The sequence below is a fragment of the Cupriavidus mimosae genome, assembly GCF_023952485.1.
Taxonomy (GTDB): Bacteria; Pseudomonadota; Gammaproteobacteria; order Burkholderiales; family Burkholderiaceae; genus Cupriavidus; species Cupriavidus taiwanensis_C.
The window spans coordinates 294,362-316,686 of sequence record NZ_JALHRY010000001.1 but is presented as its reverse complement, the minus strand read 5'-3'; the positions used below and the strand labels follow the sequence as shown (position 1 = coordinate 316,686).

Sequence of the window (22,325 nt, the reverse complement as noted above, 5' to 3'; positions counted from 1 at the left end):
CTGCCAGCAAAGTGGCCCGCGCGGCGCAAGGCGGTCGCGGGCGGGGGCGCTATTGTAGGGCAGCGACCGGGTCCGTGCCCGTCGGGCTCCGCCCGCCATGCCAGGCGCACGGACAAGCCCGGCCTTGACAGGGATGCGAGGCGGCTCCTATGCTGCGTAGGTTCTTTACAAAAGATTGATGTTCTGTTGTACAGAATTAATCTGCGCGACGAATATCTGACCCCCGCCATGCAAAAACCGCTACGCAACGTCCGCGTGCTCGACCTCACCAATGTGCTGGCCGGGCCCTTTTGCTGCCACCAGCTTGCTCACCTCGGCGCCGAAGTGATCAAGGTCGAAACTCCCGGCAGCGGCGACCTGGCGCGCCAGCTGGGCGCCGACCCCGAGCTGAACCAGCGCCTGATGGGCGTGTCGTTCCTGGCGCAGAACCCCGGCAAGCAGTCGGTCACCCTGAACCTGAAGCACGCCAGCGGCAAGGCGGTGTTCCGCAAGCTGGTGCAAAGCGCAGACGTGGTGGTCGAGAACTTCCGGCCCGGCGTGATGGCGCGCCTGGGACTGGGCTATGAAACCCTGAAGCAGGACAACCCGCGTCTGATCTACTGCGCGATCTCGGGCTTCGGCCAGGACGGGCCGCTCGCCGGCCTGCCCGCCTATGACCAGATCATCCAGGGCATGGCCGGCGTGATGCAGATCACCGGCGACGCGCACAGCGCGCCGCTGCGGGTGGGCTATCCGGTGTCCGACACCATCGGCGGGCTGACCGCGGCGCTGGCGGTCTCGGCGGCGCTGGCCGATACCGGGCGCACCGAGGGCTATTTCATCGACGTATCGATGCTGGAGGCGACGCTGGCCACGATGGGCTGGGCGGTGTCCAATCACCTGATCGCGGGCCGGGCGCCGACGCCGATGGGCAACGAGAACATGACCGCGAGCCCCTCCGGCACCTTCCGCACCGCCGACGGCCTGCTCAATATCGCCGCCAACAAGCAGGAACAGTTCGAAGCGCTGTGCCGCGTGGTGGGCCGTCCGGCGTTGGCTGACGATGCGCGCTTCGCGCAGCGGCAGGCGCGGCTGGCCAACCGGCCCGCGCTGACGCAGGCGCTGGAAGCCGAACTGGCAACCAGGCCGGCCGCCGAGTGGTGGCCGCTGCTGACCGCGGCCGGGGTGCCGGCGGGGCCGGTACTGGACGTGCCGCAGACGCTGGCCCATCCGCAGGTCAGCGAGCGCGGCATGATCGGTGACTTTGCCGATGCCCCGGGCGTGGGCCGCGACATCCGCGTGGTGCGCACCGGCTTCAAGCTCAACCGCGAAGCGCCGGCGGTCGACACGCCGCCGCCGCAACTGGGCCAGCATACGCGCCAGGTGCTGGGCAGCCTGGGCTACAGCGATGCGGACATTGATGAACTGAACCGGGAGGGTGCGATATGAGCGGCAGCCAGACACAGGACGACGGCATGGATGCCGGCCAGCGCCTGTCGCAGGACTGGTGGCGCACCGGCATCATCGACATGCGGCCGGGCGAGATCCGCTACCGCGGCTACCCGATCGAGCAGCTGATCGGCCGGGTGTCGTTCGCGCAGATGATCTGGCTGATGCTGCGTGGCGAGCTACCCGGGCCGGGCCATGGCGAACTGCTGGACGCGGCGCTGATGGCCGCGGTCGACCATGGCCCGCAGGCACCCAGCATCGCCATCGCGCGCATGGCGGCCACTTGCGGCGTGGGGCTGAACAATGCCATGGCGTCGGCCGTCAACGTGCTGGGCGACGTGCATGGCGGCGCGGGCGAGCAGGCGGTGGCGCTGTACCAGGACGTGGCGCAACGGCTGGACGCCGGCAGCACGATGGCGCTGGCCGTCGAAGACGCGCTGCGGCACTACCGCGACCTGCACGGCAAGTACGTCGGCGGCTTTGGCCACCGCTTCCATCCGGTCGATCCGCGCGCACCGCGGCTGCTGGCGCTGGTCGCGCGGGCGGCGGAAGACGGCGTGGTGAGCGGCCGCTACGCGGGCATCGCGCGCGCGCTCGAGGCTGCGCTCGGCGCCGGGCGCGGCAAGCCGATCCCGATGAACATCGATGGCGCCACCGCGGTGATCTACGCCGAACTGGGCTTTGCCGCGCCGCTGGCGCGCGGGCTGTTCTGCCTGTCGCGCTCGGTCGGCATCCTCGCGCACGCGTGGGAGCAGCAGTGCGAGGGCGGGCGCAACAAGGGCCCGATGCCGCGCCAGTTCCTGTGGCGCTATGACGGCGCGCCGCCGCGCGACGTGCCGGAACCGCACAAGCCCACTTAAAAGTCCGCATCAGCGGCAACACCCGCCGGCAGGCCGGATCGGACGCTCAGCCGGCCAGGTCCGGTTGCGGCTGCAGCAGCGGCGCAGCCGCCGCGCCGGCGGCGGGCTGCGCCATCGACGATGCCAGCACATAGCGGTCGCGCCCATGCGCCTTGGCGTGGTAGAGCGCGCGGTCGGCATCGGCGAACAGGGTCCGCCACAGCGCCTCCCGGCTGCCCGCGCCGCCGCGCAGCTGCGCCACGCCGATGCTGACGCTGGCATGGCCGCGCCCGGCGGGCAAGGCAATCGCATGCACCTTGCGCAGCACGCGGTTGGCCAGTGCCGAGGCCTGCTGCTCGTCGGTATGCGGGCACAGCACGCAGAACTCTTCACCGCCATAGCGCCCGGCCACATCCGAGGCGCGGCGCGAGTTGTCCAGCGCCTGCGCCACTTCGCGCAGCACCGCATCGCCGGCATGGTGGCCGCAGGTATCGTTGACCTGCTTGAAGTAGTCGATATCGATCACCAGGCACGACAGCGGCTGGCCATCGCGCTGCCAGCGCGCCACCAGCGACAGCGCCGACATCTCCAGCGCGCCGCGGTTGAGCAGCCCGGTGAGGGCGTCGATGCGCGCGCCGCTTTCGTTGTGCGCGACGATCTGCTCCATCGCCATCACGGTAAAGCCGAACAGCCCCAGCAGCGTGGCGATCAGCGGCGCCAGCACCCAGGCCGAACCGGCCGGGCTGGCGAAGAACAGGGTCAGCGGCGCCGCGACCGTGCCGCCCGCGGGCAGGCTCATGGCGTGGCTGAAGCCCGCCAGCTGCGTCGCCAGTTGCACCAGGCTGGCCACCAGCACCAGCGGCGCCCCGATGCTGCGGCGCCCGCGCCCTGCGCGCGCCAGCGTGGCGAAGGTGGCCAGCGACACCAGCGCCAGCACGCCATAGACGATGCGCAGCACCAGCTGCGGACCCTCGGGCAGGCCGCTGGAGGCCGCCATCAGGCCGAGCACGATCGCGCCCGCCCCCACCAGCGCGCCCGGATGCGCCGGCACGCCGTAGTAGACCCGCACGCCGCGGTAGATCAGCAGCCAGCCGGCGACGAAGGCGAATGCACCCAGCGTGCCGAGCTGGCCAGTGCCGCTGGCCGCGCTGACCGCCAGCGCCAGGCCCGCGGCCGACACCAGCACATGGCCGAAGGCCCACAGCCGACCCGCCGTGCTCGCGCGCAGCGCAAACACCAGCCCCGCTGCAATGATCAGCGTGCCGCAGAAAAACACCATCATCACCACCGCAATGGTCTGCTGGTCCAGGTGCAAGGGATTTCCTCAAGGATGCCGTCCGCCTGCCGTCAATATCGATCGGCGGGCATCGGGGCACGGGGGCGCGACGCGAGGCATGCGGGCGCTGATTTCACCAGATGTGACGTGCGCTGTTTTTCATGCCAGCCGCATGATAGCCCGTGCCGGCGCTAGCTTGGCACCCCCTGCAAGCCGGGTCGGGTGCGCTGCGCCCCGCCACGGTTTCCGATCAGTCCGGAACTGTCGATGCCGGGGTGGCCTGCGGCGCCGTGCCGCCGAGCGCGCGCGTCAGCGAGCGCGCTGCCTGCAGCACATCGTCGCGGAAAGCGTCGCGGTAGCGCGCCGCCGGACAGGTCAGCGTCAGCGCGCCGGCCAGCACACCGCCCGGGCCGAAGACCGGCGCGGACACGCCGGCCAGATCGGGGCTGCGGTCGCCGACCAGCGCCGCCACGCCGTCTTGCCGGATCCGGTCATAGAGCTCGCCGCGCTCGCCGGCGAAGGCACGCAGCACGCGCGCGCCGGCGCCGCGGTCGCGCGGCAGCAGTTCGCCCGCGCGCACGTGGTCGCGCACCGGCTGTGGCGAATCGACGCGGTACAGGCACAGCCGGTGTTCGCCTTGCTCGACATGAAAGGCCGCGCTCTCGCGCGTGGCGCTGACCAGTTCGCGCAACGCCGGCATCACCACCGCCTCGAGCGAGAACGACGCCGCGTAGACCGCGTGCAGCCGCGCCACCTCCGGCCCCAGGCCATAGCGGCCGTCGGCGTGGCGCAGCACCAGCCCGGCATGTTCGAGCGATGCCAGCAGGCGCAGCAGCGTGCTCTTGTAGAGGCCGCTGCGCTGCGCCAGTTCGGCCAGCGCCAGCGCGCCATCGCCCTGCCGGAACACCGACAGCACGAACAGCGCCCGGTCCACGGCGATGGCGCCGCCGGCGGCGGCGTGCTTGTCGGCTTCGGAAACCTGTGCGGCTTTGCGGGGCATGGCGGGCGGCGGGTGATGAACGGCGAAGGCGTTGGGTTGAAACGATGTGCCACCGTATAGAACGCTCCGGGGGTTGTCAATCCGCGCTCCCGGCGGAGCCATGTGCCGTCGCGTCGACGCACCCCCGCTGGCATGGTGGCGTTTTTCTGCAACACCCGTACCCGCTGCCAGGCTGGAGCGCGCGTTCGCACAAGCGCCTTTTCCGCCCTCTGGACCACCGCATGCGCCACATCGCATGCCGCGCGCTTAGCCTATTCGCCACTCCTGGCTTTGCAAGCGGAATCAGCGGGGTAAATTGCCCCGGCTTTTGCTTTAGCGGCCGCTGCACCGGATGGATAGAATCATGCGTTGCTCAACTCCGCACCCTCCTGCTGTTTCCGCCGCAATGTCTCATCGCCGTGCTATTCCCGACCTTGGTATGACCGTTCCCGCACTCTCGCTTGGTGCCATCCTGGACGACCTGCGCAGCGCCCCGCGGCCGCTGACCCCCGCGGAATATGCATACCTGGCCCAGCTGCGGCTACGCATCGTCACTGGCGACGCCGACCTGTGGACCACGCTCGAAACCGCGGGCGTGCCATGCAGCGAACGCCGCCTGTCGCCCGACGTGGTGCTGGCACTGACCGCGATCGGCCAGCTGCCGATGCATTGACTGCGTCGCTGCCGCACGCCTCGCCGGAAGATTCCGCGCTGCATTTCTGAATCCGGCTGCCCACCAGCCCCGTGCCGCCCCGCTACGATCGATCCACTTCGATCCGCCGGGGACCCGTAGCAGCGCGCGAGCGCGAAACCGCCCCCCGGCCATGACATGGGCATGGCTTACCGACTCATCAACCGGCGCGTCTCGTTTCTCTCCCTGCGTGTCTTTGTCGCGCTGATGCAGCATCGCGACGCCGGCCGCGCCGCGCAGGCGCTCGGGATCCAGTCGCAACGGCTCCATTACCAGCTGCGCCAGCTCGAGGCCGCGCTCGGCATGCCGCTGTTCCAGCCGTGCGGCACGGCCTGGCTGCCGACCGCGGCCGGATTCAATGCCTTGCCCAAGATCTGCGCCATGCTCGAGATCTGGGAGCAGATCGAGGCCAGCACGCGCGCGCGGCGCAGTGCGGAAGCGGACCGGCAGCACGAGCGCTGCGCGGTGCGCGTCGGCGCCGCATTCTGGGTGCGGCAGGCGACCATGTAGGCTCAGGCGAGCCGTTCGCAGTGATAAGCCTCGGTGCGGTACGGGAAGGCAACCTCGGCGCGGGCCGACAGCGCCGGATGCTGGTCGATGAGCGCGTGCAGGCGCGCGCGCACGCGCGCCTGCTCCGGCTCGGGCAGCGACGCAATGAAGCTGACCGACATGACGCGATCCACGATCACCTGCCGTGGCGGCCCCACATGGGCGTAGGGCAGGGTCTGCAGCGCCAGCGGCCCGAAGCCCTCGGCGGGAAACACCCGCTTCCAGTCACCCTTGTGGAAGCGCGGGGCGTCGCCTTCATACGGCGCCATGATGGCAGTCAGCTGCGCCACCCAGTCCACGCTTTCATCCCGGACGTTCCATACCAGTCCGAGCCGGCCGCCGGGGCGCAGCACGCGGCGAATCTCGGCCAGCGCGCGCGCGTTGGCAAACCAGTGGAACGCCTGTGCGCAGACCACGGCGTCGACGCTGGCGTCTGGCAAAGGGATCGCCTCGGCGCTGCCCTCCAGGGCTTGCACCGGCGCCACCGCGGCCGCCAGTTGCGCCCGCATCGGCTCCACCGGCTCCACCGCGATTACCGTCGCGCCGGTCTGCACCAGCCGGCGCGTGAACTTTCCGGTGCCGGCCCCGAGATCGAGCACGACGCGGCCGGCATGCAAGTCAAGCGCGCCGCGCAGCCAGGTGTCGATCCCGGCGGGGTATTCAGGTCGACCGCGCGCGTAGGTATCGGCCTGGCTGGCGAATCCCTGGGCGGCGGCTTGATGGATGGCGGTCATGGGCAGGCTCCGGTTCGTTACCGGAGCCGTAGCCTACGCGCCCGCGCGGCATCGGGCAAGGCTAGTGCTGCATGCCCCAGCGGCGCACGGTCAGCCGCTCCAGCGTGGTGAACACCAGTCCCTCGACCAGCAGCCCGATCAGGATTACCGCGGCCAGCCCGGCGAACACGCGGTCGGTATAGAGCTCGTTGCGGTTCTGGAAGATGAACCAGCCCAGCCCGCCCTGCCCCGAGGACGCGCCGAACACCAGTTCGGCGGCGATCAGCGTGCGCCAGGCGAAGGCCCAGCCGATCTTCAGGCCGGACAGGATCGCGGGCAGCGCCGCCGGCACCAGCACCAGCGCGACATAGCGCAGCCCGCGCAGGCCGTAGTTGCGTCCCGCCATGCGCAACGTCGGCGGCACCGCGCGGAAGCCCGCGTACATGTTCAGCGCCAGTGGCCACAGCACCGAATGGATCAGCACGAACACCAGGCTGCCGGTGCCAAGCCCGAACCACAGCAGCGCCAGCGGCAACAGCGCTATCGCCGGCAGCGGGTTGAACATCGCGGTAAGCGTGTCCAGCAGGTCGCGCCCGAGGCGCGTCGATACCGCCAGCGAGGTCAGCACGAACGCCAGTACGATGCCGGCGGCATAGCCGCGCAGCAGCACCGAAAGGGAGATCGCCGCCTTGCCCGGCAGCTCGCCGCCGGCCACCGCCGCGCCAAAGGCGCGCAGCGTGGCCAGGCACGAGGGCAGCAGCAGGTCGTTGTCCTGCACGCGCGCCACCGCTTCCCAGATCAGTCCCAGCGCCAGCAGGATCAGCGCCTTGCGCAGCCAGTCTTGCTGCCACGCGCGCTGGTGCCACGGCAACGCGCGCGCCAGCGGGGCCTCGGTAAACGGCTCGGGCTCGCGCTCGTATTCGGGCCGCAGCGGGTCGGGCAGGGTCAGCGTAGTTTGCGTCATGATGCGATGTCGGTTTCAGCGTGCCGCCGCGCTGCGCGCCGGCGGCGGGTCGATGGTGGCCGGCGCGTCGAACAGCAGGCCGTGGATGCGCCGCGCCGCGGCCTGGAATTCGGCGCCGCCCTGGCTCGCCAGGCTGAACTGGTGGCTGTTGAGCTCCGCGCGCACGCGGCCGGGGTGCGGCGACAGCAGCAGGATGCGGCTGCCCACCACCAGCGCCTCTTCGATCGAATGCGTGACGAACAGCAGCGTCAGCGCGGCGTCGTCGCACAGCGCCAGCAGTTCTTCCTGCATGCGCCGGCGCGTCAATGCGTCCAGCGCGGCAAAGGGTTCGTCCATCAGCAGCACCTTGGGGCGCATGGCCAGCGCGCGCGCGATCGCCACGCGCTGCTTCATGCCGCCCGACAAGGTGTGCGGATAGGCACCGGCAAACCCGGCCAGGCCCACCTTGCGCAGGCTGTCCAGCGCCAGCTCGCGCGCGGCCGCGCGCGACAGGCCGCGCGCGTGCCGCAGCGGGAACATCACGTTCTGCAGCACGGTCTTCCAGGGCGGCAGCTGGTCGAACTCCTGGAACACCACGATGCGGTCCGGGCCGGGCTGCTGCACGCGCCGGCCTTCAAGGCGGATTTCGCCCTCACAGGGCGCGACGAAGCCGGCCGCCGACTTCAGCAGCGTGGACTTGCCGCAGCCGGAAGGACCCAGCAGCACGAAGCGGTCGCCCGCATGCACGTCGAAGCTGACGCGATGGGTCGCGCGCACGATGCGGCCGGGCGTGCGGTATTCCAGCGACACGCCGTCCACCTGCAGCAGGGGCGCGGGCCGGTCCGAAACCACGCGCAGGCTGTGGGTGGCCATGTTCAGCTCCCTTGCGCGGTCACCGGATCCGCGAAGAAATAGTCCTGCCAGGACTTCGGCTGGTTGCGGATCGCGCCGACGCGATGCATGAACGAGGCCAGCGCAAAGGTGTTCTGCGGCGCCACGCGGAATTGCACCTGCGGGTTCTTCAGCACGCGCAGCAGCAGCGCGCGGTCGGTGCGGGCCTTGCTCTGGCGCAGGTAGATGTCCGCGGCGGCCTCGGGATTGGCGGTGGCAAAGGCGGCGGCTTCGGCCAGCGCATCGACAAAGGCGCGATAGGTCTTCGGGTTGTCGTTGCGGAACTTCTCGGTGGCGTACAGCACCGTGGACGAGCTCGGTCCGCCCAGCACGTCGTACGAGTTCAGCACGATGCGCGCATTCGGGTTGCCGGCCAGCTCCTGCTCCTGGAACGGCGGGTTGCCGAAGTGGCCGGTGATTTCGGTGCCGCCGGCGATGATGGCCGCCGCCGCATCCGGATGCGGCACCGCCACCGTCCACCGGTCCAGCCGGTTGTATTCCTTGTCGCCCCACTGCTTGGCCGCGGCGAGCTGCAGCACGCGCGACTGCACCGAGACCCCGACCGCCGGCAGCGCGATGCGGTCCTTGTCGGTGAAGTCGGCAATGGTCCTGACCTTGGGGTTGTTGCTCACCAGGTAGTACGGGAAGTTGCCGAGCGACGCCACGCCGCGCACGTTCTGCTTGCCATGGGTGCGGTCCCACAGCGTCAGCAGCGGCCCCACGCCGGCGCCAGCGATATCGATGGCGCCCGACAGCAGCGCGTCGTTGACCGCCGCACCGCCGGACAGCTGGGTCCATTCGACCTTGATGTCGACACCCTGCTGCCGGCCGTGCTTTTCAATCAGCTGCTGGTCGCGCGCCACGTTGAGCAGCAGATAGACCACGCCAAACTGCTCGGCGATGCGCAGCTTGCCTTCGGCGTGCGCGGTGCCGGTGATGGCCAGGCCGGCGCTGAGCGCCAGCAGGCCGAGCTTGCGGGACAGACGAGAGAACATGTTCAGGACTCCGGGGCATGCGTTGGACAGGCATTCGCGCAGGCGAACGCCCTGGGAAGACCGGCGATCGCTGCCGCGCTCAGCGCGGCACGTCGCCTTCGATGGTGGTGCGGTACATCACGCGTCGCAGCTGCGGCGGACAGCCCGCCGCAAGATGCAGCAGCGAGCGGTTGTCCCAGAACACCAGGTCGTGCGGCTGCCAGCGGTGGCGGTAGAGATGCGCGGGGCTGACGCTGTGCGCAAACAGCTGGTCGAGCAGCGCGCGGCTCTCGTCCTCGGGCAGGCCGGCGATGCGGGTGGTGAAGTGTTCGCTGACGAACAGCGCCTTGCGCCCGGTCTCCGGATGGGTCCGTACCACCGGCTGCAGCACCGGCCTGACTTGCGCCACCTGCGCGGGCGTCAGGTCGGGCCGCCACGGGCTGCGCTGCTGCAGCTCGGCGTAGCGCGCCAGGTAGGTATGTTCGGCCTGCCGGCCATCGATCGCGCGCTTGAGCGCGGCCGGCAGCGTGTCCCACGCCAGGTGCATGTTGGCGAACAGCGTATCGCCGCCTTCGGCGGGCAGCTCGCGCGCATGCAGCAGCGAACCCAGGCTGGGCCGTTCCTTGTACGACAGGTCCGAATGCCAGAAGTGGCCGGCATCGCCCAGCCCGATCGGCTTGCCGTCCTCGACCACGTTGGAGACCACCAGCACTTCCGGATGGCCAGGCAGCTGGAACTGGTGCAGCACGTGGATCTGCAGCGGGCCGAAGCGGCGGCTGAAGGCGATCTGCTGCGCGGGCGTGATGCGCTGGTCGCGGAACACCAGCACGTGGTGGTCGAGGTGGGCGCGATGGATGCGCGCGAACTCCGCTGCCGACAGCGGTTGCGACAGGTCCAGTCCGATCACCTCGGCACCCAGCGGCGCATCGAGCGCGCGGATCTCGAAGCGACCGGCGGCAACAGAGGAAGAAGCGGTGGCAAGCGGTGCGTTCTGCGGACGCGAAGCTAGGGCGTGGGCGGTTGCGGTCGTCATGGCAAGCTCTGGCATACGGGGGAAACCGATGCGGCATCCGGGATGCCGCGTACAAGCTTGCACTGTAGAGAGCGGGCCACTGCGGGGTCAACGAATCATATCGCTGGCCCTTATCCGCTCAGCGCATATCCATGTCTCGACATTGGCGGGCCCCGTCAAGGCCGGCCAGGCTCACGGCTTGCCGGGGCAGCCGCTGCGGCAGGGCACGTTGGCCGTGTCCGGTCGCGCGTCGGCGACAAAGCCATCGCGGTTCGGCATCTTCACCTGCGGCAGCGTGCGCGCGTCCAGCACCGCATCGGCGGGCACGATGCCGTTCCTGTGCAGCAGCCATGCGGTCACGGCATAGACCTCGTCCGGCGCCAGGCTCTGCGGTGCGTCGTACGGCATGGCACGGTTGATGAAGTCGAACACCGTGGTCGCATAGGGCCAGAAGCTGCCGATGGTCTTGACCGGATCCTTGCCCTTGGCGGCATCCGCGAGCGTGCCTTGTCCGCCCACCAGCGCATCGGCGGGCTTGCCTTCGCCATTGGCGCCGTGGCACGCGGCACAGCGTTGCGCATAGACCTGCTGGCCTTGCGCGACCGTGCCGCGGCCCCGCGGCAGGCCGGCGCCGTCTGGCGTGACATCGATATTCCGCGCGGCAAGATCGCGCTCGCTGACGGGGCGGCCCAGGCCGTAGGGCTGCGCAGCGGCGCCGTGGGCAGCGCAAGCCAGCGCCAGCATCGCGGCGGCGCCGCGGATTGGATCAGGCACGCGCATTGGCAATGCTCCCGTCGGCGGCCACGCGCCAGCGCTGGATCGCGTTGTAGTGATAGGTGGAAGCCACGCCGCGCGCGGCCACCAGCTGGTCCGGCGTGGGCTGGACATTGCCGGCTTCATCGATGGCGCGGCTCTCCAGCGAAGCTGGCCCGCCATCCCAGCGCCACGGCAGGCGGAAGCGCACCAGCGCGCGGTCCAGCACCGGCTCCTGCAGCTGCGCCTCGCGCCAGCTGCGCCCGCCATCGACCGACACCTCGACGCGGCGGATCCGCCCGTGGCCCGACCACGCCAGGCCCGAGATCTCATAGAACCCGCGCTCACGCAGTTTGTGATCCGGCGCGGGGAAAGTGATCACGGATTTCACGTCCATCAGGAAGGTGAACTGCCGCGCGCTGCCGTCGGGCAGGGAGTCGGTGTACTTGGCGGTCTCTTCGCGCGACATGAACGGCGCGCGGCCCAGCTTCAGCCGCCGCAGCCACTTGATGCTCATGTTGCCCTCATAGCCCGGCAGGAACAGCCGCAGCGGATAACCATGCTCGGGCCGCAGCATCTCGCCGTTCTGCGCATAGACCAGCAGTGCATCTTCGAGCGCCTTGGCCAGTGGCACGCTGCGCGTCATGGCTGCGCCATCGGCGCCTTCGGCCAGCACCCAGGCCGCATCCGGCGCCACGCCGACTTCGTCGAGCACCACGGACAACGGCACGCCGGTCCACTCACAGCAAGACAGCAGGCCGTGGCTGATCTGCACGGACTTGGCGCCGGGCGCCTTCCACTCGCGCCCGGTGTTGCCCGAGCACTCCAGGAAATGGATGCGGGACACCGACGGCAGGCGCACCAGGTCGTCCATGGTGAAGATGCGCGGGCGCGCCACCAGCCCGTGCACCGCCAGCCGGTGCTGCGCCGGGTCGATCAGCGGGATGCCGGCGTGATGGCGCTCGAACACCAGCCCGGTCGGCGTGATGATGCCGCGCAGGTCCTGCAGCGGCGTCATCGACGAGTTGGCGCCGGGCAGCGGCGCCGCGCTGCGGCTGCGCCGCACCACGTCTTTCTCGAACGGGGATGGCTGGCCGTAGGCATGCCACAGCACGGGCTCGCCCGGCGTGCGCGTCCACGGCGCAACCGTCAGGGGTTCAGCGCGCGCCGCAGTGGCGGCGCCGGCCGCGGCGGCGCCCAGCACCGCCCCGCGCTGCAGGAAGCGCCGGCGGCCGGAACTCAGGTCATTGCTCATCGTAAGGGCGTGGTCAGTCTGGTAGCGATCAAAATGCGCAGACTGTAGGACAGCAACGGCACTCGGCCAACGAAGAAGAATGCATGCCGATATGCCAACGCCGCGCTGCGCGCCATATGCGCGGGGCCGATAACCAAAGCCGGAATCATTCGTTCTGGTCCGCGCGCAGCGCCGCTTATCGTGGAGCCGTCCTCAACTTCAAGAAGGTCTGCACGATGACGACCCCGCGCCCCGATGCCACCGCTGCACCCACGCTGACCCGCCGCGAGCTGCTGCGCTGCGCGGCCTGGTCCGGTCTGGGCATGGCGGCTTCGCTGTCGCCGCTGTCCGCGTTCAGCGCCAGCCCGGCCGCGCGGCCTGATGTGATCCGCGTCGGCGTGGCCCAGCCCGCCACCGGCACCCCGCCCAGCTTTGCCGGCAGCTCGCTGGCGATTGCCCATGCACGCGGCTGGCTGGAGGAGTCGTTCAAGCCAACCGGCACGCGCGTGGAGTGGTTCTTCTTCAAGGGCGCCGGCCCCGCCGTCAACGAGGCGCTGGCCAACCGCCAGCTCGACTTCGCGCTGCAGGGCGACCTGCCGTCCATCGTGGCGCGCTCCGCGGGCCTGAAGACGCGGCTGGTGCTGGCCACCGGCGTGCGCGCCAACATCTACGTGGGCGTGCCACCCGATTCGCCGCTGAAGACGGTCAGCGACCTGCGCGGCAAGCGCGTGTCGCTGTTCAAGGGCACCAACATGCATCTGCCGGCGCTGCGCCTGCTGGAAGCGAACGGGCTGTCGGACAAGGACCTGCGCCTGCTGAACCTGGACACGGCCGGCTACCTGGCGGCACTGTCCACGCGCGACATCGACGCCGCCATCGGCGCCATGGACATCCTGCGTCTGCGCGACAAGGGCGCGGTGCGCATCCTGTACTCCAGCAAGAACCAGTCGCCGATCTACACACGGCAAAGCCACGTACTGGTGAGCGACGAATTCGCCGAACGCTATCCGGAGGCCACGCAGCACCTGGTGAAGGCCGCGGTCGAGGCGGCGCGGTGGGCCTCGGACGAGAGCCATCGTGAAGAAGTGCTGCGCACCTGGGCGCGTGCGGGCACGCCTTATGACCACTGGAAGGAAGACTTCGACGGCGAGCCGCTGCGGGTGCGGCTGAACCCGAATTTCGATCCCTTCCTGGTCAGCCGCTACAAGGACGCGGTCGAGCAGGCCTATCGCTTCAAGCTGAGCCGTGCGCGCTTTGACGTGGACCAGTGGATCGACCAGCGCTTCCTGAAGGCTGCACTCACCGACCTGAGCCTGCAGAGCTACTGGCCCGTCTACCAACCCAACGGCAAGATCCTGGGAGCCTGACATCATGTCTGTCGCCGATTCGCTTTCACTGCCAGCCGCCGCGGCGCCGCGCGTGGCGGCTCCGCGCAGGCCACTGCGCTGGCAGGATGCCGCCCGCTGGCTGCTGGCCTGGCCGGTGCCGCTGGCGCTGCTGCTGGTCTGGTACGTGGCCGCCCGCAATGCCTGGATTCCGCCGCAGGTGCTGCCCGCACCCGAGGACGTCGCACGCACGCTGGCCGACCTCTGGCAAAGCGGTGAACTGCAGGCCAACCTGGCCATCAGCGCGCTGCGCGTGGCCGGCGGCTTTGCCGTGGGGCTGGCCGGCGGGCTGGCACGCGCGGCCATGGGCCTGTCGCCGACATTGCGCGACTACGTCTACCCGACCTTCAAGGCGTTCAGCCAGGTGCCGATGCTGGGCTGGCTGCCGCTGCTGATGCTGCTGGTCGGCATCGACGAAGCGCTCAAGGTGATCCTGATCGCCAAGGCCGCCTTCGTGCCGGTGGCGCTTAACACGTACAAGGGCATCGGCAGCGTGCCGACACGCTACCTGGAAGTGGCGCGCGTGCTGCAGCTCACGCGCTGGCAGACGCTGTCGCGCGTGGTGCTGCCCGCCGCGGCCGCGCCGGTGTGGAACGGCGTGCGCTACGGCTTGACGCACGCGTGGCTGGCGCTGGTGGTGGTGGAGCTGCTGGCCTCGTCCGAGGGGCTGGGCTACATGATTGTCTACGGACGCCAGCTGTTCCAGCTCGACATGGTGCTGGCCGCCGTGGTGGTGGTGGGCGTGGTTGGCTTTGCGCTGGACAAGACCCTGGCGCTGGCCGAAGGCGCGGTGCTGCGCTGGCGCAAGCCGGGCTTCTGAGGCGAGGCCGCGATGACCACTTCTGCTATCCCCCGCCGTATTCGCCTGCCCCGCGCCTTGCGCGGCTGGGTGCTGCCGCTCGCGCTGCTCGCGCTGTGGTGGGCCGCCGTGCGCTTTGGCTGGACCACTTCGCCGCTGCTGGTGCCAGTCTCCAGCGTCTGGGACACCGCGGTGCGCCAGCTGCAAAGCGGCGCGCTGGCCACGGCATTGGCCGCCAGCCTGTGGCGCGACCTGGCCGGCTTTGCCATCGGCGCCAGCGCCGGGCTGGTGTTCGGCACGGCGCTGGGTCTGTCGCGCCTGTTCGAGCGCCTGGTCGGCCCGAGCTTTCACACGGTCAAGCAGATCTCGCTGTTTGCATGGATCCCGCTGATCTCGGTCTGGTTCGGGCTGGGCGATGCCGCCAAGGTGGTGTTCCTGTCGCTGGCCGCATTCTTCCCGGTGGTGCTGAACACCTTCGAAGGCATCCGCGCCGTGCCGGCCGACCTGCTCGAGGTGGCGCGTGTCCTGCGCTTCAACCGCACCCAGGTGCTGTGGCGCGTGGTGCTGCCGTCGGCGGTTCCGTCGATCTTCGCCGGCATTCACCTGGGCCTGATCTATGCGTGGCTGGCGACGCTCGGCGCGGAGTACCTGCTGGTATCCGGCAAGGGCATCGGCAACACCATGACCGACGGCCGCGAAAACTTCTGGATGGACCTGGTGATCTTCGGCGTGATCGTGGTCGGCCTGGTCGGCTTCACGCTGAACTGGATCGCCAGCCGCATCGAATCCCGCCTGCTCGCCTGGCGCGGGCGCTCGGTGGCCGCGGGCTGAGCCGCACTGCCCCTTACTGAACGGAGAGAAAAAATGCCACATGCCGGCACGCTAAGCATCGCGCACCTGCACAAGCAGTACGAAGTCGAGGGCCGGGCGCTGCCCGTGCTGGAGGACATCACGCTGACCATCGCCCCGGGCGAGTTCGTCAGCATCGTCGGCGCCAGCGGCTGCGGCAAGTCCACCCTGCTGCGGCTGGTGGTGGGGCTGGAACAGGATTACCGCGGCGAGATCCTGCTGGACGGCAAGCGCGTATCGGGCACCAGCCTGCAGCGCGGCATCGTGTTCCAGGAGCATCGTTTGTTCCCGTGGCTGACAGTCGAGCAGAACATCCGGCTGGCGCTGCTCAACACCCCAGGCAGCGACGCCGAGAAAGACCGCAACGTTGCCGAGCATATCGCGCTGGTTGGCCTGCGCGGCTTCGAGCAGGCCTATCCGCACCAGCTCTCTGGCGGCATGTCGCAGCGCGTGGCGATTGCGCGGGCACTGGTGACGCGGCCGGAGATCCTGCTGCTCGACGAGCCCTTCGGCGCGCTCGATGCGATGACGCGGGCCTACCTGCAGCAGGAGCTGCAGCGCATCTGGCAGGCCGAGGGCATCACCATGATCCTGGTCACCCACGACGTCGAGGAAGCCGTCTTTTTGGGCGACCGCGTGGTGGTGATGGAACCCCGGCCCGGCCGCATCCGCCGCATCCTGCCGGTGGACCTGCCGCATCCGCGCGAACGCGCCGGACTTCCCTTCGCGCGGGCGCGCGATGCCGTGCTGCGCGAATTCGCCGGGCAGGAGCCCGTCGTGCAGCGGGCCCCCGAACCTGAACTCGCCTGACCCACCCCTATCCCCGGAGCTTCGTGATGACCCAAGCCAACGCCACGCCAGACCAGACCGCCCAGCTCGACATCCACCCGGTTGCCGGCCGCATCGGCGCCGAGATCCGCGGCGTCGCGCTGCACGGCGACCTGCCGCCCGCCACCTTCGCCGCCATCCGCGCAGCCTTGCTCAGGCACAAGGTGCTGTTCTTCCGCGACCAGGTGCATCTGGACGATGCCGCACAGCAGGGCTTTGCGCGCCTGTTCGGCGACACCGTGCCGCACCCGACCGTGCCCTCGCGCGACGGCACGCAGCTGCTTGAGCTCGACTCGCAGCACGGCGGCCGCGCCAACTCCTGGCATACCGACGTGACCTTCGACCTGGCCTATCCCGCGGTCTCGGTGCTGCGCGCCGTGACCGTTCCCGCCGCCGGCGGCGATACGGTGTGGGCCAACACCGCCGCCGCTTACCAGGACCTGCCCGAGCCGCTGCGCGACCTGGCCGACAAGCTGTGGGCGCTGCACACCAACGACTACGACTACGCGGCCACGCGCGTAAATCCGAGCGACGAAGGACTGAAGCGCTACCGCGAGGTATTCACCTCGGCGCTCTACGAGACCGAGCACCCGGTGGTGCGCGTGCACCCGGAAACCGGTGAGCGCACGCTGGTGCTGGGGCACTTCGTCAAGAAGCTGCTGGACTACGCGTCGGCCGATTCGGCGCACCTGATTGCCGTGCTGCAGGGCCATGTGCACCGGCTGGAGAACACCGTGCGCTGGCGCTGGCGCGCGGGCGACGTCGCGATCTGGGACAACCGCGCCACCCAGCACTACGCCATCAACGACTATGGCGACGCGCACCGCGTGGTGCGCCGCGCCACCGTGGCCGGCGACATTCCGGTCGGTGTGGATGGCCGCCGCAGCAAGGCGGTGAAGGCGGGCGCGCGCGGCGAGGGCGCGGCGCCGGCCAACCAGTCCGCCGGTGCCGCGCAAAGGCAAGCGGCCTGATCCAGCCAGCTTCTTCAGGAGAGCACGATCGATGTCATCGCAAAAGCCGCCGCGCCAGCTGCATCTGGGCGCCTTTCTCCAGGCCACCGGGCACCATGTCGCCGGGTGGCGCCATCCCGGCGCGCAGGCCGATGCCGGCCGCAACCTGGCGCACTACATCGGGCTGGCGCAGCGCGCCGAGGCCGCGGGGTTCGATGCGCTGTTCCTGGCGGACGGCGTTGCCATCCGCGGCATGGACGATGCCACCCTGCCGCGCACCGCGCGCGCCGCCACCTTCGAGCCGCTGACGCTGCTGTCGGCACTGGCGGCAGTGACGCAGCGCATCGGCCTGGTGGCGACCGTCTCCACCACCTACAACGAGCCCTTTCATGTGGCGCGCAAGTTCGCCTCGCTCGACCACCTCAGCGGCGGCCGCGCGGGCTGGAACGTGGTGACGTCGTGGTCGGATGCCGAAGCGCGCAACTTCAGCCTCGAACGTCATCCCGCGCACGCGGATCGCTACGCCCGTGCCGAAGAGTTCGTCGACGTGGTCACCGGCCTGTGGGACACCTGGGAGGACGATGCCTTCCTGTACGACAAGGACAGCGGCCGGCATTTCGATGCGGACAAGCTGCACACGCTGGACCATCGCGGCGCGCACTTCCAGGTGCGCGGGCCGCTCAACGTCGCGCGCCCGCCGCAGGGCCATCCGGTGATCGTGCAGGCCGGCTCGTCCGAGGCCGGGCAGGAACTGGCCGCACGCACCGCAGAGGTCATCTTCACCGCGCAGCAGTCGCTGGCCGATGCGCAGGCCTTCTATCGCGGCCTGAAAGCGCGGCTCGCGCGCTATGGCCGCACGCCCGACCAGCTCAAGATCCTGCCGGGCGTGTTCCCGGTGGTGGGCCGCAGCGAGGCCGAGGCGCACGAGAAATTCGAAGCGCTGCAAAGCCTGGTCCATCCGTCGGTGGGGCTGGCCCTGCTGTCGCAGCACCTGGGCGGGATCGACCTGAGCGGCTATCCGCTGGACGGCCCGCTGCCCGACAACCTGGCCGAACCGAACGGCGCCAAGAGCCGCTTCCAGCTGGTTACCGGCCTGGCCCGGCGCGAGGGGCTCACCATCCGCCAGCTGTGCCTGCGCGTGGCCACCGCGCGCGGCCACTGGTCGATCCACGGCACACCGCAGTCCATCGCCGACCAGCTGCAGGCGTGGTTCGAGGGCGAGGCCGCCGATGGCTTCAATGTCATGCCGCCGTGGCTGCCGGGCGGGCTCGATGATTTCATCGAGCTGGTGCTGCCGGAGCTGCGCCGGCGCGGGCTGTTCCGCGAGCGCTATACGGGCACCACGCTGCGCGAGCACCTGGGGTTGCGCCGGCCGGAGAACCTGCGCTGGCAGCAGCTCGAACCGCCGCTCGCAGTCGGGGCATGACCGCTGCGCCGCGGCGCCGCGCATATCCAAATGCAATAAGTTTCCTTGCCTCGCGCGAGCGCCGCCGGCAACCATAGCAGCCACGCCGCAGGGGCGTGCGCGGGCCGGCTGGTACCATCGCACGGCCTGGTGCGCCCGTGCGGCGCACTGCTCGGCAAGCCCGGCGCCAGGGCAGGCACTGCCCCCGCGCGCCGGTCCGGCACCCAACAGCGAGAAGAAGAGAGAAGAAGATGAGACTCGAAACCCTGGCCGTCCACGGCGGCTATTCGCCCGATCCCACCACGCGCGCGGTGGCCGTGCCCATCTACCAGACGGTGGCGTACGCCTTCGACAACGCCCAGCATGGCGCCGACCTGTTCGACCTGAAGGTGGCCGGCAACATCTACAGCCGCATCATGAACCCGACCAACGACGTGCTCGAGCAGCGCCTGGCCGCGCTCGAGGGCGGCGTGGGCGCGCTGGCGCTGGCGTCGGGCATGGCGGCGATCACCTATGCGATCCAGACCATTGCCGAGGCCGGCGACAACATCGTCTCGTCCAGCCAGCTCTACGGCGGCACCTACAACCTGCTGGCGCACACGCTGCCGCAGTCCGGCATCGAGACCCGTTTTGCCGACGGCCGCAACCCGGCCAGCTTCGGCGACCTGATCGACGCGCGCACCAAGGCCGTGTTTGTCGAGTCGGTGGGCAACCCGCTTGGCAACGTGGTCGATATCGCCGCGATCGCGCGCGTGGCGCACAACCACGGCGTGCCGCTGATCGTCGATAACACGGTGCCGTCGCCCTACCTGTGCCGGCCATTCGAGCATGGCGCCGATATCGTTGTGCATTCGCTGACGAAGTACCTGGGCGGCCACGGCAACAGCGTCGGCGGCGCCATCGTCGACAGCGGCAAGTTCCCATGGGCGCAGCACAAGGAGCGCTTCCGCCGCCTGAACGAGCCCGACGTGTCGTACCACGGTGTCGTCTATACGGAAGCGCTGGGGCCGGCCGCCTATATTGGCCGCGCGCGCGTGGTGCCGCTGCGCAATACCGGCGCGGCGCTGTCGCCGTTCAACGCCTTCCTGATCCTGCAGGGCATCGAGACGCTGGCGCTGCGGCTGGACCGCATCACCGACAACGCGCTGGCGATCGCACGCCACCTGCAGCAGCACGCCAAGGTGGCGTGGGTCAATTTTGCCGGCCTGCCCGACCATGCCGACCACGCGCTGGTGCAGCAATACCTGGGCGGCCGCGGCCCCGGCATCCTGTCGTTCGGCCTGAAGCAGGGCGGGCGCGAGGGCGGCGCGCGCTTCCTCGATGCGCTGCAGCTGTTCACGCGGCTGGTCAATATCGGCGATGCCAAGTCGCTGGCCACCCACCCGGCGTCGACCACGCACCGCCAGCTCAACCCCGAGGAACTGCAGGCGGCCGGCGTCAGTGAAGACATGGTGCGGCTGTCGATCGGCATCGAGCATATCGACGACCTGATCGAGGACCTGGACCGCGCGCTGGCCGCGGCCTGACCTCCTGCCCGCTCCGCTACCGCTGTTTTTCTCCCCTCTCCCGCTCGCGGGAGAGGGGCCGGGGGAGAGGGCAAGCGCATGCACTCGCCGATCATCTCACCTCTTCCTCGCCACCGCGCTTGCCCCGCGCCTCCAGCACGAAATAGCTCACCGCCCCGATCATCAACGGAATCAGGTAATACAGCGCCCGATACGCGATCAGCGCCGCAAGCAGCAGCCCGTGCGGCACCTGGTCGCCCAGCATGGTCAGGAACACGGTCTCGATCACGCCCAGCCCGCCGGGGATGCGCACCACCACGCCCGCCAGCCCGGACGCCAGCAGCACGCCCAGCACCGTGAAGTAGGTCGCATGCGTATGCAGCAGCGCGTACAGGATCGCCCCCATCGACATCCAGTGGGCGGCCGACAGCACGCATTGCAACGCGGCGAAGCGCACCGTGGGCACATAGATGTCGTGATCGCGTACGGTACGGTGGCGGCCGTGCCAGAGCGCGCACGCTGCCAGATAGGCGGCCGGGAGGGCCAGCATCAGCATGCCGAGCATCCGCGTCAGTGCCGCGGGAATGCCCCACTCCGGCGGCAGCACCACCAGTTCGCCGGCGAGGATGACGCCCGCCAGCACCGCATAGCCGAGCCAGTTGGTGGTGACCACCACCACGAACAGGCTCCAGATTTGCGGCGCGCTCAGTCCCGCGCGCGAGTACAGTCGGTAGCGCACGCCCGCGCCGCCCAGCGTGGCGCCCAGGTTGAGGCTGAGCGTGTAGCTGACATAGGAGATCGCCATCACCCGGCGCAGCGGCAGCGGGTGCCCGGCATAGCGGCAGCCGAGCACGTCGAACTGGCTGTACAGCAGCCCGCTCAGTGCCACGAATCCGGCCGCCGGCAGCAGCGTGCGCGCATTGAAGCCGCGCAGCGCTTCCAGCACCGCGTTCCAGTCGATGGTGCCCAGCTTGCGCGCGATCAGCGCCAGCACGGCGGCAATAAAGAGGATGCCGATGGCACGGCGCCAGGCCGGCCAGTGCGCGTGCTGGCGGATGGCGGTCAGGGCCTCGGCGCCCGTCATTCCGCGCCTCCGCGCAACACCACCACGCGCCGCGCGTTGCGCCGCCCGCCGGGCATCGGCTGCACCAGCCGGGGCGCATGCGCCGGCAGCCAGCCCGCCCAGGCCGGGAAGCGCCGCAGGAAGTGGAACATCAGCGTCGCGCCCAGCGCATCGAGGCGGTTGCGCGGAGACTTCAGCCCCGGCGGCACCGCGCGGCAGCGCGCGCCGATCAGCGCTTCCAGCCGGCCGCGCAGGTGGCGTGCAAAGGCTTCATCGCGGATCACGAGATTGGCCTCGAGGTTCAGCGACAGGCTCAGCGGGTCGAGGTTGCTTGAGCCGACCGTAGCCCAGTCATCATCGACCACCGCGACCTTGCCGTGGAACGGCCGCTCGACGTATTCGAGGATCTGCACCCCCGCGTCCTGCAGCTGCGCATAGAGCAGGCCGCCGGCGCGCGCCACCCACGGCATGTCGGGCTTGCCCTGCAACAGCAGCCGCACCCGCACGCCGCGCGCGGCGGCCTCGCACAGCGCATGCAGCAGCCGGTAGCCCGGCAGGAAGTACGCGTTGGCGATGATGACCTCGCGCCGCGCCGCGCGGATCGCGTCCAGGTAGGCAAACTCGATGTCGTTGCGGTGGCGGTGATTGTCGCGCGTGACCAGCCTCGCGCGTGCGGCTTGCATGCGCGCATCAGGCCGCTCGCGTTCGGCCGCAGGCGCGGGCAAGGGAGGCAGCGGCGGGCACGCGCCTGGCATCGCACGCACCAGGAAGTCGTGCACCTGGCGTGCGAACGGCCCGCGGATTTCCACTGCATAGTCCTGCTTGGCCAGCGGCCCGAACTGGTACAGGTGCTGCGCCGAGAAGTTGAGGCCGCCGACGAACGCCACCTCGGCATCGACCGCGATCAGCTTGCGGTGCATGCGCCGGAAGATATGCGTGCGCACGCCGAACAGCCGCGGCCGCGGCGAGAATGTGCAGAACTGCACGCCTGCATCGACCAGGCTGGTGATAAAGGCCGGCGACAGGTCATGCGAGCCGAATCCGTCCACCGTCAGTGCCACGCGCACGCCGCGGCGCGCCGCCGCCAGCAGGGCCGCGTGCAATTTGTGACCTACCTCGTCTTCAAAGAGGATAAAAGTTTCCAACAGTACGCTTCGGCGCGCGCGTGCAAGAGCGTCGAACACGCACGGAAAATACTCCTCGCCGTTCTCCAGCAGGCGGAAGCGGTCGGAAGCGGTCGGCAGCTGTGTCATGGCCGG

22 protein-coding genes are annotated in these 22,325 nt (G+C 69.8%); 11 read left to right on the top strand and 11 right to left on the bottom strand.

Annotated elements, in window-relative coordinates:
• Positions 1 to 228: 228 nt before the first annotated feature.
• A complete protein-coding gene (locus tag MKD50_RS01420; RefSeq protein WP_252666152.1) occupies positions 229 to 1,428 on the top strand; it encodes a CaiB/BaiF CoA transferase family protein in 1,200 nt (399 codons plus the stop codon).
• Positions 1,425 to 2,288 (top strand): citryl-CoA lyase, encoded by an 864-nt coding sequence (locus MKD50_RS01415; protein WP_252666151.1) that lies wholly within the window; start codon positions 1,425 to 1,427, stop codon positions 2,286 to 2,288. Before MKD50_RS01420 ends, MKD50_RS01415 begins: the two co-directional genes overlap by 4 nt.
• A gap of 46 nt (positions 2,289 to 2,334) precedes the next feature.
• Here MKD50_RS01415 and MKD50_RS01410 read toward each other — a convergent pair whose 3' ends face one another.
• Positions 2,335 to 3,582, bottom strand: coding sequence for a GGDEF domain-containing protein (locus tag MKD50_RS01410; RefSeq protein WP_252666150.1), 1,248 nt, complete (start codon positions 3,580 to 3,582; stop codon positions 2,335 to 2,337).
• A 211-nt stretch (positions 3,583 to 3,793) separates the two neighbouring features.
• Positions 3,794 to 4,543 (bottom strand): IclR family transcriptional regulator, encoded by a 750-nt coding sequence (locus MKD50_RS01405; RefSeq protein WP_252666149.1) that lies wholly within the window; start codon positions 4,541 to 4,543, stop codon positions 3,794 to 3,796.
• A gap of 418 nt (positions 4,544 to 4,961) precedes the next feature.
• On the opposite strand from MKD50_RS01405, the gene MKD50_RS01400 reads away from it, so the two are divergent.
• A complete protein-coding gene (locus MKD50_RS01400) occupies positions 4,962 to 5,195 on the top strand; it encodes an IclR family transcriptional regulator (protein WP_231942229.1) in 234 nt (77 codons plus the stop codon).
• Between the two features lie 162 nt (positions 5,196 to 5,357).
• On the top strand, positions 5,358 to 5,723 hold the full coding sequence (locus MKD50_RS01395; protein ID WP_115702625.1) for a LysR family transcriptional regulator: 366 nt from the start codon (positions 5,358 to 5,360) through the stop codon (positions 5,721 to 5,723).
• A gap of 2 nt (positions 5,724 to 5,725) precedes the next feature.
• On the opposite strand, the gene MKD50_RS01390 is transcribed toward MKD50_RS01395, so the two are convergent.
• The 7 genes from MKD50_RS01390 to soxC all read right to left on the bottom strand — a co-directional run bounded on the left by MKD50_RS01390 (position 5,726) and on the right by soxC (position 12,303).
• Entirely contained in the window at positions 5,726 to 6,496 is a 771-nt protein-coding gene (locus MKD50_RS01390) for a class I SAM-dependent methyltransferase (protein ID WP_252666148.1), read from the bottom strand.
• Positions 6,497 to 6,557: 61 nt separating this feature from the next.
• Positions 6,558 to 7,439: an ABC transporter permease gene (locus MKD50_RS01385; RefSeq protein ID WP_240071143.1), complete on the bottom strand. Its 882-nt coding sequence runs from the start codon at positions 7,437 to 7,439 to the stop codon at positions 6,558 to 6,560.
• Between the two features lie 15 nt (positions 7,440 to 7,454).
• Positions 7,455 to 8,291 carry an ABC transporter ATP-binding protein gene (locus MKD50_RS01380; protein ID WP_252666147.1) on the bottom strand — a complete coding sequence of 279 codons (837 nt, stop codon included), beginning with the start codon at positions 8,289 to 8,291 and terminating at the stop codon, positions 7,455 to 7,457.
• Positions 8,292 to 8,293: 2 nt separating this feature from the next.
• Positions 8,294 to 9,304: an ABC transporter substrate-binding protein gene (locus MKD50_RS01375; RefSeq protein ID WP_240071145.1), complete on the bottom strand. Its 1,011-nt coding sequence runs from the start codon at positions 9,302 to 9,304 to the stop codon at positions 8,294 to 8,296.
• Positions 9,305 to 9,383: 79 nt separating this feature from the next.
• Complete coding sequence (locus MKD50_RS01370) at positions 9,384 to 10,316, bottom strand: TauD/TfdA dioxygenase family protein (protein ID WP_252666146.1); 933 nt, start codon at positions 10,314 to 10,316, stop codon at positions 9,384 to 9,386.
• Positions 10,317 to 10,487: 171 nt separating this feature from the next.
• Positions 10,488 to 11,075, bottom strand: coding sequence for a c-type cytochrome (locus MKD50_RS01365; protein WP_371925258.1), 588 nt, complete (start codon positions 11,073 to 11,075; stop codon positions 10,488 to 10,490).
• On the bottom strand, positions 11,062 to 12,303 hold the full coding sequence (soxC, locus tag MKD50_RS01360; RefSeq protein ID WP_252666145.1) for a sulfite dehydrogenase: 1,242 nt from the start codon (positions 12,301 to 12,303) through the stop codon (positions 11,062 to 11,064). The genes MKD50_RS01365 and soxC overlap by 14 nt, the downstream gene beginning before the upstream one ends.
• A gap of 215 nt (positions 12,304 to 12,518) precedes the next feature.
• On the opposite strand from soxC, the gene MKD50_RS01355 reads away from it, so the two are divergent.
• The 7 genes from MKD50_RS01355 (at position 12,519) to MKD50_RS01325 (ending at position 20,024) form a co-directional block, all read left to right on the top strand.
• A complete protein-coding gene (locus MKD50_RS01355) occupies positions 12,519 to 13,649 on the top strand; it encodes an ABC transporter substrate-binding protein (protein WP_252666144.1) in 1,131 nt (376 codons plus the stop codon).
• Between the two features lie 4 nt (positions 13,650 to 13,653).
• Positions 13,654 to 14,487 (top strand): ABC transporter permease, encoded by an 834-nt coding sequence (locus tag MKD50_RS01350; RefSeq protein ID WP_252666143.1) that lies wholly within the window; start codon positions 13,654 to 13,656, stop codon positions 14,485 to 14,487.
• Positions 14,488 to 14,499: 12 nt separating this feature from the next.
• Entirely contained in the window at positions 14,500 to 15,297 is a 798-nt protein-coding gene (locus MKD50_RS01345) for an ABC transporter permease (RefSeq protein ID WP_115702056.1), read from the top strand.
• Positions 15,298 to 15,330: 33 nt separating this feature from the next.
• Positions 15,331 to 16,125: an ABC transporter ATP-binding protein gene (locus MKD50_RS01340; protein WP_115702058.1), complete on the top strand. Its 795-nt coding sequence runs from the start codon at positions 15,331 to 15,333 to the stop codon at positions 16,123 to 16,125.
• A 26-nt stretch (positions 16,126 to 16,151) separates the two neighbouring features.
• On the top strand, positions 16,152 to 17,114 hold the full coding sequence (locus MKD50_RS01335; protein ID WP_252666142.1) for a TauD/TfdA dioxygenase family protein: 963 nt from the start codon (positions 16,152 to 16,154) through the stop codon (positions 17,112 to 17,114).
• A 31-nt stretch (positions 17,115 to 17,145) separates the two neighbouring features.
• Positions 17,146 to 18,519 (top strand): LLM class flavin-dependent oxidoreductase, encoded by a 1,374-nt coding sequence (locus tag MKD50_RS01330; RefSeq protein WP_252666141.1) that lies wholly within the window; start codon positions 17,146 to 17,148, stop codon positions 18,517 to 18,519.
• Between the two features lie 230 nt (positions 18,520 to 18,749).
• On the top strand, positions 18,750 to 20,024 hold the full coding sequence (locus MKD50_RS01325) for an O-acetylhomoserine aminocarboxypropyltransferase/cysteine synthase family protein (protein WP_252666140.1): 1,275 nt from the start codon (positions 18,750 to 18,752) through the stop codon (positions 20,022 to 20,024).
• Between the two features lie 91 nt (positions 20,025 to 20,115).
• Here the strand turns inward: MKD50_RS01325 and MKD50_RS01320 are convergent, their stop codons facing one another.
• Together MKD50_RS01320 and clsB are read right to left on the bottom strand one after the other, a co-directional pair.
• A complete protein-coding gene (locus tag MKD50_RS01320; RefSeq protein WP_252666139.1) occupies positions 20,116 to 21,087 on the bottom strand; it encodes a lysylphosphatidylglycerol synthase domain-containing protein in 972 nt (323 codons plus the stop codon).
• Positions 21,084 to 22,319 (bottom strand): cardiolipin synthase ClsB, encoded by a 1,236-nt coding sequence (gene clsB / locus MKD50_RS01315; protein ID WP_252666138.1) that lies wholly within the window; start codon positions 22,317 to 22,319, stop codon positions 21,084 to 21,086. The genes MKD50_RS01320 and clsB overlap by 4 nt, the downstream gene beginning before the upstream one ends.
• Positions 22,320 to 22,325: the final 6 nt, after the last annotated feature.